Raw genomic sequence first — 12,600 nt, 5'->3', positions numbered from 1 at the left:
AGTAGATAGTACTATCTACTGATTATTGGATCAGGATTACCATCAGGGTCGTTATTCACAGTACCAGAAACTTTAGCAGCTCCTAATAAGTAAATTCCAGCAGCATGTGGCGCAGCCATTGATGTCCCATTATAAGAAACATAACGTCCACCTGGGAAGGTAGATAGAATATTAACACCTGGTGCACACCAATCTACTGGAGCTCCGTAATTAGAGAAAGAAGCAAAGTTATCATTTATATCTGAAGCAGAGATTGTAAAAACATTTGTACCTTCTGCACGAGCAGGTGAAACATTACTTGCATCTTGTGCTTCATTTCCTGCTGCTAAGATAAATTTCACGCCAGAAGATTGTGCAGCAAGTGTTACGGCATCGTCAAGAGGAGTATAACCACCTCCACCAAGGCTCATATTTGCTACATCGCCAACACTACCATTGGCTGCAACAAAGTCAATACCTGCAATAATACCAGAGTAAGAACCACTACCTCTAGAATTTAGCACTTTTATAGGAACAACTGTAGCACCTGCTGCCACACCTATTACACCAATATCATTATTGATAGCAGCTATCGTACCTGCTACATGAGTTCCATGACCATCTAAGTCATCCAACGAACGTCCGTCTCTACCTCTAGTGAAAGCGTTGAAACCCAAAGTTTCATCAACATTAAGATCAGGATGGTCTAAATCAATACCAGAGTCCATCACATAAGCAACATTACTACCTGTGTAGTTTACACCTCCATTTACTCTTGTAATTCCCCAAGGAATGGTTTGCGTAGAAGAAGCACTTACCTCATCATTGGTTGTTGGTTTATTAAGCGTTATTATTTCATCTTTTATTACTCTTAAAACTCTTGGATCATTCGTAATTTGCTCTAGAGTTGATTTGTCTTGAATTTTAACAGAGAAGCCGTTCAATACCCCTCCATAAACTTTGTTCACATTAAGCTTTGATAGCTTGAACTCTGAGGCAAAATTACCAGCATCCTCAGTCATAACCTCCTGTCTTTCGATATATGAAAGGCGAGATTGTCTTGCATTGGAAGTTGAACTTTCCTTTAAAAACACAACATAATTGTCCTCAACAATACTTGCTAAATCTGGATCAACCGTTTCGTTGAATTTGATTTCTTCAGTGGGCGAACATGAAAAAATAATCAAGCCTATAAGTACCGAGATGCCAAGTTTAATAATTGAATTTTTCATTTAATAGTCGTTTTAGCGTAATGGATAGTTAGTAATTGATTAGTTATAAAAATATGTATAGTTAGTGATGAGATCGATTTTAATGATGCTTAAGGAAAGCTAAACAGTTTTGAGATTTTCAAATGATCAGAACCTGTGTAAAAAGCTGTTCTTAAAACAAAAATGGTCTGTAAACCAGTCCGAATACTTAGAGTAAATTAAGCCCTCTAACAGACTGAAATAATGAACCTTAGACTAATATTTAAGATTTCCGTAATCAAATTATTTAAAATATTCTTAAGATCTCTTTACATGATTATATAACTACACACTTTAATTATATCTTTTAACAAAGCACATCTTTCGAAAGACATAAAACCATTTTAGTCATTAGTAAAACCACGCTAAACGATGACTCTAGCTGCAACAGACTTTCTTGAGTCAGTCTTTTATACTCAGCTAACATGGTCTTTATACTTCAATGAATTAACACCTGTAAGTTTGAAGCTAGAATCGTAAAATAATCTATGCTGAAGAGTACTACATTAGAACACGAATAACTCAGTTGTTTGTTATTTCACCTAATTAAATCTACATCAATTGATTAATTAGTTAATTTTAGGTGTATCCCTCCTCAGTTCCTGAAGGGGGATTTTTTTGTATCTCATAGCTTTAATTTAAACTCCTACTTACAATTCAACTTTTTAAATATTTAATGAATAAGTTGTTTTAAAGAAATTAGTCCGAACCTTTAAAGATGATATTCCCTTAATCTAGTTGAATTAAATATTCTGATCAGTTAAAAATATCACGCCCGTGAGTTTTTCAAGGAAATCAGAAGAAAAACCTAATCATTATCAAAACCTATAACTAAAAACAAACCATGTTTACTTCTACTCAAAGGCTACTAACCCTTAGCCTCTGTATGCTAAGTGTAATGTTCTTTACACAACAAACTTCCTACGCTCAAAATGTTCCAACTGACGACCTTCTTTCAGTCTGTGAAAAAATTGAAACAGATGGCATAGATGGAAACAACTTAAACTCAAATGCATGTTCTTTCTCCCAGAATGTAGGAGGAAATACCATCACAACAGATATTGATGTAGATTTAGAATTACCTAATGACTTTAGTTGTGAACTCGAAGTATGCTATACGATCAGTGCTGAAAATGCTCCTTCATTATCAAATATGAGTTTCAATTTCTTAGATGAACTTGGTAGCTCAATTCTTGGAAGTAACATTCAGATTTCTCAGATACAATTCTCCTATGATGGAGATGTTTATACATCTGTAACTGGTCAAGCAAGTGAAACCGCTTTGAGTTGTGATGGCGGTGGAGGAATCAAATTAGGAACAGAAAATAATGGTATTGTAAACCTTGGTATATGTGTCGATGACCTAACAGATGGATTTAAAATTGAAGGGAATGACTTTGCTGACGACGGTATTTGTGCTGAAGATTCTGACTATGATGAAGAGGAAGAATGTGATTTTGTAGACCTTGAAATCTGTGTAACACTAAGAAGAAGTTTAACTGCCACTACTCCAACAGACATCCAATTAGAAATTATTCCTAAAGCTGGCCCCAGTTCATCTTCTGCAATCTGTAAAATTATAGATGCATTTCCTTCTGAATCTTGTGACCGTATCACTCCTGTAAGCCTAACAAGTTTCAGTGTAAAAGATCTTGGTACTACTACTCTACTTGAGTGGGAAACGGCTTCTGAAATTGATAGTAAAGTATTTGAAATACAACACTCTATTGATGGTATCAACTTCGAAAAAATTGGAGAAGAATTGGCCTTTGGTACCACTGAAGTACTCCAACAGTATAAGTTTACACATCAAGAACCTCTACAAGGTTACAACTACTACAGGCTTCGTCAAGTTGACCTAGATGGTAGCTATGAGTACTCGAAAACCATTACATTAAATAAAGAGGCGGGTGCATATGAATTGATGCTCTATCCTGTCCCTGCAGCAGACATTGTACAGTTCAAAAACTTAAGACTCCAGACTTTAGAAAGAGTAAAAGTGACTGTCTACGATTTACTAGGAATGCCAGTACTTGAAACATATATCTTAGAAAAAAGTAATCAACTCGATGTTTCAAAATTACCACAAGGAGCCTACTCCGTTCATTTGAACTATGGCAATCAAACAGAAAGCTTCCGTCTGATAAAAAGAAATTAATAATAGGTTATAAGTTTGTAGAATAGAACCGCTTCTAGTTTAGAAGCGGTTCTTGTATTTCTTATTATAATTCTGACAAGTCAATAACACCTAAGTCATTTACCTCACCAATCGTCACTTCAACATTTTCTTCTTCAACAGTAGCATAACCACTATCTGTTGCAGGAACTACAGCTACTTTATAATTTGCTGCTTCAAGACCTCTCAAAAAGAAAATTCCTTCTTCACTAGTCGCAGCACTAGCAATCGTATCTGCATCTACAATTGCATATGCCATTGACTGAACCACAGGGTTCACTTGACCTAGCACAGCACCAGTTTGAGCCTCAGCCATTGCTCTGATCACAGGCTTTAAGCTATACCCTCCATTGCCTTTCTCAACGATTGATTTTGCGACATCAAAGTCTAGCAAGATTTTATATGTGATGCCATCAAGCAATTCTTGCTGTAAATTGATTTTCAGACCTGAAGATTGGGCTGAAGGAGTACTAAGAGCATACTCTGTACCGTCAACTACTAAATTGTTACCATCCCCAAGTACTAATCGGATTTGAGAAAGGTATCCAGCAGGTAATTCATTGTTCGCCAAGAGTGCATCTACACCACCTGTCAGCTCCAACAAATTGTACATTCCACTTTCAACACCTTCCATGTCTTTCCAACCTTCTTCACTTTCATCTGAAGATAGATTAAGGCGAACATTCTCCACATTGATGTTTACTTCTTCATAGTCTGCTGGCGCATCTGTTAGCCTAACTTCAACTCTTGCTGTTCCATTTTCATCATCACTACATGAAAAAAGTGAAAACAAGCCTAGTGTGATAATTGAGTACTTAAAAATTGATTTTAACATTGAATAAAAGTTTAATTCGAAAAAATACAATACTAATATATAACCGTAATACTACGTTCTTCTTTAAACTTCTCACCTGGATAGAATTCACTCTCATACTCCAGAATATACACATAAGCCCCTAATGGCACTTTTTCTCCTCGGTATGTTCCATCCCATCCATTTTTAGGATCTTTCAATTCAGTGTGGTCAGCATATTCTTTATAGAAGATATTTTCTCCCCATCGGTTATAGATACCTAGTTTAATATTTTGTAGATACTCCCCTTGTATGTAGAAGTAATCGTTCAAGCCATCATCGTTTGGTGTAAATGCAGTCGGAGGTGTAAAGTTTGGCGGACATACTTCTCGGACTGAAATTTCTTCCAATGTGGTACATTCTGTATCATGCGACATATCCGTAATGAGTACACTATACAAGCCTTCTTCACTAACTGTTATACTACGGCTTGTTTCTTCTGTATCTAACCACAAGTAGGTCAACTGCTCACCATCTACAGCCGAAAGTTCTAGTGTGGCATTATTTTCAAAACAGAACAAGACCTCATCTGTATAATTTTCAGCGGGTAAAGGATTAAGTGTCAAATCAATTTCATTTCTATACGTACACTCCACACCAGATTCTATATGGACTACCTTTGCATCATAGTAGTAAAGTCCAGCTTCTGTTACCTCAATGCTTGTTCCACGCTCTCCTGTACTCCAAGTAACCTCTTGTACCAAACCGTCATACTCAAGGCTTGCATCTAAGGTTACGAGCTCACCTTCACAAGCTTCTTGTGTAGAATATAATGTACCCGTAGGGATTACACTCACAAATACAGTATCTACTCTCGGGCAGTCATTAATATTATAAGTTGTAACCGTATATAAAGTATCTGACTCAGGTGAAACACTGATTTCATTTGTAGTTTCTCCTGTACTCCACTCATATCTAGCGCCACCTGTTACACTAAGTGTTGCAGACTCACCAAAACAGATAAATACATTATCGGATAAACTGATATCTGCAAGGTCTAAAACTTCAATATCTTGTGTTGTAGTCTCCAAACAACCCAATTCATTTTCTACCGTAAGCGATACAGTATAAACTCCTGCTGTAGTAAAGGTATACGATGGAGTTGCTACACTGTCTGTTCCGACCTCTACCCCATCCTCATCCAAATAAGACCACGAATAGCTCAAGCTTCCATTTGGTATTCCACTTGTTGAAGAGTTCGTGAAATTCACCATTTCATCTATACAAACTGAAAGTGGTGCTGTAAAGACCGCTTCAGGTGATGGATGTATTGTAAACGTCTCTTGATATATATCAGATGAAGTACACCCTAATGAAGTCGTTATTCTTAAAGCAACCGTGTATGTCCCTTCTCCACTAAATTCATGTGAGACGATAGAATCTGTTGTTGTTAAATCTGTATTGAAGGTTGTTCCATCGTAGTTGAAATCCCATTCATAGGTATTTGCTCCTAAAGGCACACCAGAAGAAGTGGCATCAAAAACGGTCTCTTGGTTGGCACAACCTACGGTAGATGTCATTGTGAAAGATGGATCTGGTGTTCTGTGGAAATAGACCCAAGTAGAATCTACCCCGATACATCCATCAGAGATCAGCGTGTTTTCAACTTCCAACTTAGCCCAAGCACTCAACTCATAACTCGTCGGATCAAAATAATCGGCTTGAAGATTCAGCGCAAAAGTATTCAAATCTGAACTGGTTAATCCACCACCTTGTACATCATTTAGTGTCCAAGAATACGCTAAGAATGACAATTCTGCATAATTTGATTGCAGTTGAATAGAACCATCTTCACATGATCCTTCTGTTTCCGTAAGCTCCACCAAAGGAGATCGCTTGATAGTAAAGCTATAAACGGCAGAACTACTTGGTGATTGACAGCTTTCTACCACTTTATTCGTTGCCTCTAGTTCTACATCAAAGTTTATTTCCGTTACACTCGCATCTAAGAAATAAGTATCCAGAATAAGGACTTCAAGGTTCTGCGCAGTCGAATTATTAATTAATGATCTGATCTCAGTAGTACCGACTGTACTTGTTCCTGTTAAAGAACTTTCAACCAATGACCAACTAAAATTATAGACATCGGTATAGTCATCCGCACCAAAAGGATAAAGAATATTTGGTGTTTCAGAACAGCCCTCTACACTACTAGACGGTAGTTCTACCTCAGGAATTCTCACAAACTGAATGGTATACGTTTCCGATGTTGTACACGAGGTATTCTGTTTGTTCGTACTTGTAATTGTGGCAACTACTTCTATAATTCCTTCTTCATCGAGGAAATCTTCATTATTCACAAAAAGATCTTGAAGAGTAGCCGTTGTTGTATTTTCAATGCTCGTACGTAAGCTTGTGGTTCTACTTGCATTTGCTCCTGAAATGGAATCAACTGCCCAAGTAAAATTGAATAAGTCTGTATCGTTTGAGACCGCCACTAGACTCCCGTTCTCCCCAGCACAGAAGTCATAGATAAGCGGTTGGTCAAAAGTTGCCGAACGTCGAATTTGAACACTCACAATGGTACTCACATCCTCACAGCTTCCTAGTACTGTAAGTTCGAGCTCAGCATTTATTTCATAACTATTTACATCAAAAGTAATATCATTTGCTTCCAAACCAGAGTTATTTGAACCTTGAGGGCTTAATGTGAAAGAACCACCATCTACTGAGCCCGTCACAAAACTCCAAGAATAACTAAAACCCGTAATCGTTTCTTCAAACACATCATAGAGCACAACATTTGTGCTACTATCTGTTTCACAAACGGATACATCTTCTAGTGTACTTAAGTCTTCTTTTCTCAGAATTTCTACTAAGATTTCCTTAGTTACCGTTTCACAACCTCCACTCACCTCTACGTCAACTTTAGCTGTAATTTGGTTGCTTCCCTCTGCAAAACTGATGGTATTTAAGCTTAAGCTAGAATTACTATTTCCTGAAGTTGATAAGGTAAAACTTCCCCCACTCAGACTTGCTGCATCTATCGTATATTTATAATTCCAAGCTGAGATTGCTTCTGAAATACCTTCCCAAGCAACCACTGATGTGGTGCCATCAACCTCACAAAGCGAAATATCAGGTATCTCATCAAGATTTGGTTTTCTCTGGATTTGAACTGGAATAGTTAAAGGACTAAAATCACAGGCTCCTTCTACCTCTGTCAGCAGTAATTCTCCTGTAATTTCTAGGCTTCCATCTGCAAACTCGATATCTTCAAAGTTCAAACCCGAACTCATATTTCCAAATGGAGTAACTGTCATTACACCCCCTTGTAAATTTTCCGACAGACTCCATTGGAAATTATAAGTTGAGATATTTTCTTCCATTTCATCATAGACCAAGACGGTATCTTCATTTCCGTCAAGACATAATACAACATCTGTATATGATGAAAATTCTAATTCTCTATTAATTGTGATACGAATTGTAGTGCTTACGTCTTCACAGCCTCCTTGAGAAATCACAATGATATCTGCTGTAATCTGACTGCTATCTGCTAAAAACTGAATGTTATTCAAGTTCAAGCCCGTTTGATTTGTTCCCATAGGAAGAAGTTCAAATGTTCCTCCGCTTAAGGTACTATTGTCAATGGCCCAAACATAACTTAAACCAGCTACTGACTCTGCTAATGTATCTATAGCCACTACATTTGTTGCTCCGTTTAATTCACAAAGTTCTAGATCAGCTAAATAACTAAGATCAGCTTTACGATTGATCTCTACAGGAATTATCGCACTGACCACTTCACAACCTCCTTGAACTTCTATTTCTATTTCAGCTAGGATTTGGTTACTGCCATCTGCAAAATTGATATTCTCGAAATTTATCCCCGAATTACTATCACCAAATTGTGCTAAGGAGAATGTTCCTCCATCTAGCGAATTGGCGACTAAAGTACTATTGTAACTGAACAAAGTGACCGCATCTGAGAGTTCATCCATAGCCAACACACTAGCTGCGCCATCGACCTCACATAAGACGATGTCAGCTATATCATCCAATCTTGGTTTTCGATTAATCGTCACTTCAACGTTATGAGGACTTGTATCACAACTTCCATCTACAGCTACTTCTATATTGACTACAATATTCGTTGCATCATCATCAAACTGAATATCTGTCAGTTGTAAACCAGAGTTATTATTACCAAACTCTACAAGACTCAATGTACCTCCACTTATTGAAGTAATCGTCCATCCATAGGTAAACCCTGAGATCAGTTCCGTACGCTCTGAAAACAGTGCTACATCCACTTCCCCATTTCTCACACATAAGTCTTGATCTGTAAAGCTTGAGTAGTCGGCACTACGCTCAATGACAATATCTACAACTTCGCTTACGGTTTCACAACCACCAGTTACCGTCACTTCTACCTCTGCAATAATCTGACTTACACCCTCGTCAAAATTCACATCATTCAAATTGACACCTGAAGAATCTGAACCTGTGGCTAACAGACTAAAACTTCCTCCATTTACCGAGCGTATTTGCCATGCATAAGCAAAACTAGAGACTGTTTCAGTTTGTGGTGCAAATAATTCAACATTACTAGCACCTTCCACTAAACACAATGATTGTGGGGTAAATTGAGTGAGATCAGCTTTTCGTCTTAGGGTAAAAGTTGTATCCTGTTCTGTTACACTACAATCTGTTGTTTGTGTTAGGGTAACTGTACCTGTAATCTCGTCAACACCATCCTCAAAATTGACATTGTTAAAACGCAATCCTGTATCACTTAAACCATAAGCCTCCGTCTCCAAGGTACCTCCTGAAAGATCAGACACCGCCCATGAATAAGTAATCCCGACCAATAATTCTGCCCTTGGCTCAGCAAATACCACTTCACTTTCGCCATCTACCACACAAGGTATGGTGTCGGGTAGCACTACTTCTTCTGCTTTTAAACTGATGGTCACAGGAATATCTTTTGAGGCCGATGCACAAACAGGGTTAAGACCATTGACCACCAAATTTAAGTTGGCTGTGATCACCTCACTTCCAGCATCAAAAAAGATATCTTTAAAATTCACACCTGAGTTATTGACACCAAAGTCTTCCATATTGAAAGTTCCTCCTGAAGGTGTTGATAATGTCCAAGCATAAACATAATCATCGATCTCTACCTCATTTTCTGCAACAGCCTCTACGACTACAGTTCCATCTACTTCACATAGAAAAATAAAGATTTCAGCTAAATCGAACTGATCAGGCAAACGATGCAGGGTTAATGGGATAGATACAGTTGTATTGGTACAACTGCCATCTAAACCTTCAAGCTCCAATTCAATGGTTGCAGTGATTTCATTACTTCCTCCATTGAACGTGACTTCATCTAGTTGGAAACCCGAATTGTTATTCCCAAAAGATGAATAGGATACATTTCCTCCACTTATCCCACTAATATTCCATGTGTAATTATAGCCGACTATGGTTTCTGCCTGTTCCTCATACAAGACCAAGTCTTCCGTTTCATTATACACACAGCTCTCAAATGCGATATAGGCACTAAGGTCGGGTTGTCTGTAGATTTCTACAGGTATACTAACAGTAGACTGTGTACACGAAGCATCTAAACCTGAAATACTAAGATTTAGATCAGCTGTGATTTTAGAACCTCCACCGAAGAAATCTATATCATTAAATTCTACACCCGAGTTATCCGCCCCTAGGGTTTGAATATTGATTGCCCCACCTGAAAGATTATCTAACGACCAAGTATAGGTATAATCAGTTAATGCAACCGTATTAGGATCAACAACTTGAATATTTCCTGCACCATCCATCTCACAGCTTATGATTGATGACAGTGTCAATTGATCAGGAATTCTATTGATTTCTACTGTAATGGTATGTGTTGAATTACAGGTACTACTTATGCCACCCACCTCAAGGCTCACATCTGCTGTAATCTGTGTACGGCCATCTGTAAATGCGATGTTGTCAAAGTTTAATCCAGAATTATTTGCTCCTGTTGGGCTAATATTGAAACTACCACCATCAATATTTGAAATCGACCACGTATAGGTATAACCATCTATCGGGTTAGCTACTTCATCAACTACTGATAAATTTGTAGTCCCATTGAGCACACATTCTTCTATTGAGTTCTGAGCGAACTGTTCAGGAATTCGGTGTATTGTAACTGGAATAGTGATTGTATTTGAAGTACATGAAGCACTGATACCTGCCACAATCAACTGCAAATCTGCTGTAATTTCATTACTAGTACCATTAAATGAAATAGATTCAAAATCAAGCCCTGAATTATTGTTTCCGTAAGCACTATAGGTAAAAGTACCTCCAGTAAAATTCGACAAACTCCATGAATAAGTATAGCCAGAAATATTCTCTGTGTTTGGACTTAACATACTTAAACTTGTCTCTCCATCGGCAGCACACTCTTCTAAAGAAGTGAGTGAAAGTTGATCGGGAATGCGGTAAAGTGTTACTGGAATATCTACGGTATTTGTCCCACAACTCGCATCCATTCCTGTGATTTCCAAACGTACATTGGCTGTAATTTCACTACTTCCTGTACCAAATGTAATCGCATCAAATTCAAGCCCCGAACCATCTGTGCCTGTAGCAGACATATTTACTGTTCCCCCACTGATGCTATTCATCGTCCAGCTATAACTATAACCTGAAAGGCTTGTTCCATTCTCTGCAGCTACCTGTAAATTGTCTGTGCCATTTAAGGTACAGAACTCTTGGGCTGTCAAGCTAAGTTGATCGGGCAAACGGTGAATATTTACAGATACAGTTACTGTATTTGTGCCACAACTCGCATCTATTCCAGAAACCGTCAAGCTCAAATCAGCTGTAATCTCTGTTGAACTGCCTGTAAAGCTGATATTGTCAAAGTATAAACCCGAGTCATCTGTTCCACTTGTTCTCAAGTCAATACTTCCTCCCGAAAGACCTGTGAGACTCCATGAATAAGTATAACTATCAACAGGATTCGTATTCTCTGTCGCAATTAATAAGCCTGTCGAACCATCTTGCAAACATTCTTCTATTGCAGTTAAAGTTAATTGATCGACTTGTCGATAAAGTGTTACAGGGATATCTATTGAACTTGTCGTACAACTCGCATTCAAACCGCCAACACTTAAGTTGATATTTGCCGTAATACTAGCACTGCCTGTCGCAAAGCTGATATTATCCAACTCCAAACCTGAACCGTCTGAACCTTGTGCATCTAAGCTGAATGTACCTCCACTCAAAGCACTCAAGGTATAGGTGTAAGTATAACCTGAAATCACTTCAGTATTTGCCGTGACCACTTCCAAGTCTGTTGTACCATCCAAGATACAATTCTCTATGGATGTCAAACTTAACTGATCGGGAATGCGGTAAAGTGTTACTGGAATATCTACGGTATTTGTGCCACAGCTCGCATCCATTCCTGTGATTTCCAAACGTACATTGGCTGTAATTTCACTACTTCCTGTTCCAAATGTAATCGCATCAAATTCAAGCCCCGAACCATCTGTGCCTGTAGCAGACATGCTGACTGTTCCCCCACTGATGCTATTCATTGTCCAGCTATAGCTATAACCTGAAAGGCTTGTCCCATTCTCTGCAACAACCTGTAAATTGTCTGCACCATTTAAGGTACAGAACTCTTGGGCTGTCAGACTGAGTTGATCGGGTAAGCGGTGAATATTTACAGATACAGTTACTGTATTTGTGCCACAGCTCGCATCCATTCCAGATACCGTCAAGCTCAAATCAGCTGTAATCTCTGTTGAACTGCCTGTAAAACTGATATTGTCAAAGTATAAACCCGAATCATCTGTTCCACTTGTTCTCAAGTCAATGCTTCCTCCCGAAAGACCTGTGAGACTCCATGAATAAGTATAACTATCAACAGGATTCGTATTCTCTGTCGCAATTAATAAACCTGTCGAACCATCTTGCAAACATTCTTCTATTGCAGTTAAAGTTAATTGATCGACTTGTCGATAAAGTGTTACAGGGATATCTATTGAACTTGTCGTACAACTCGCATTCAAACCGCCAACACTTAAGTTGATATTTGCCGTAATACTAGCACTGCCTGTCGCAAAGCTGATATTATCCAACTCCAAACCTGAACCGTCTGAACCTTGTGCATCTAAGCTGAATGTACCTCCACTTAAAGCGCTCAAAGTATAGGTATAAGTATAACCTGAAATCACTTCAGTATTTGCCGTAATCACTTCCAAGTCTGTTGTGCCATCCAAGATACAATTCTCTATAGAGGTCAAACTCAACTGATCTGGAATGCGGTAAAGTGTTACTGGAATATCTACGGTATTTGTCCCACAGCTCGCATCCATTCCTGTGATTTCCAA

The 12,600-nt window shown here is 38.3% G+C and carries 4 protein-coding genes; 1 reads left to right on the top strand and 3 read right to left on the bottom strand.

Features of this window, described 5'->3' with window-relative positions:
- Positions 1-11: 11 nt before the first annotated feature.
- Positions 12-1,211 (bottom strand): S8 family peptidase, encoded by a 1,200-nt coding sequence (locus BC781_RS12205; protein WP_109618052.1) that lies wholly within the window; start codon positions 1,209-1,211, stop codon positions 12-14.
- 862 nt (positions 1,212-2,073) lie between these two features.
- On the opposite strand from BC781_RS12205, the gene BC781_RS12200 reads away from it, so the two are divergent.
- Entirely contained in the window at positions 2,074-3,387 is a 1,314-nt protein-coding gene (locus BC781_RS12200; RefSeq protein WP_109618050.1) for a T9SS type A sorting domain-containing protein, read from the top strand.
- Positions 3,388-3,451: 64 nt separating this feature from the next.
- Here the strand turns inward: BC781_RS12200 and BC781_RS12195 are convergent, their stop codons facing one another.
- Both BC781_RS12195 and BC781_RS12190 read right to left on the bottom strand, forming a co-directional pair.
- On the bottom strand, positions 3,452-4,240 hold the full coding sequence (locus BC781_RS12195) for a DUF4382 domain-containing protein (RefSeq protein ID WP_109618049.1): 789 nt from the start codon (positions 4,238-4,240) through the stop codon (positions 3,452-3,454).
- A gap of 32 nt (positions 4,241-4,272) precedes the next feature.
- The gene (locus BC781_RS12190) at positions 4,273-12,585 is read right to left on the bottom strand and encodes a PKD domain-containing protein (protein ID WP_211323790.1); all 8,313 of its coding nucleotides are present in this window, start codon (positions 12,583-12,585) and stop codon (positions 4,273-4,275) included.
- Positions 12,586-12,600: the final 15 nt, after the last annotated feature.

Origin of the sequence: Sediminitomix flava, assembly GCF_003149185.1 — a bacterium.
Taxonomy (GTDB): Bacteria; Bacteroidota; Bacteroidia; order Cytophagales; family Flammeovirgaceae; genus Sediminitomix; species Sediminitomix flava.
Note: the sequence above shows the minus strand (reverse complement) of the source record. Positions and strands in the feature narration are given on the sequence as shown.

Excerpts from the sequence above, each read along its gene's own strand:
- BC781_RS12205 (WP_109618052.1), bottom strand. The coding sequence starts at position 1,211 with ATGAAAAATTCAATTATTAAACTTGGCATCTCGGTACTTATAGGCTTG.
- BC781_RS12200 (WP_109618050.1), top strand. The coding sequence starts at position 2,074 with ATGTTTACTTCTACTCAAAGGCTACTAACCCTTAGCCTCTGTATGCTA.
- BC781_RS12195 (WP_109618049.1), bottom strand. The coding sequence starts at position 4,240 with ATGTTAAAATCAATTTTTAAGTACTCAATTATCACACTAGGCTTGTTT.
- BC781_RS12190 (WP_211323790.1), bottom strand. The coding sequence starts at position 12,585 with ATGGATGCGAGCTGTGGGACAAATACCGTAGATATTCCAGTAACACTT.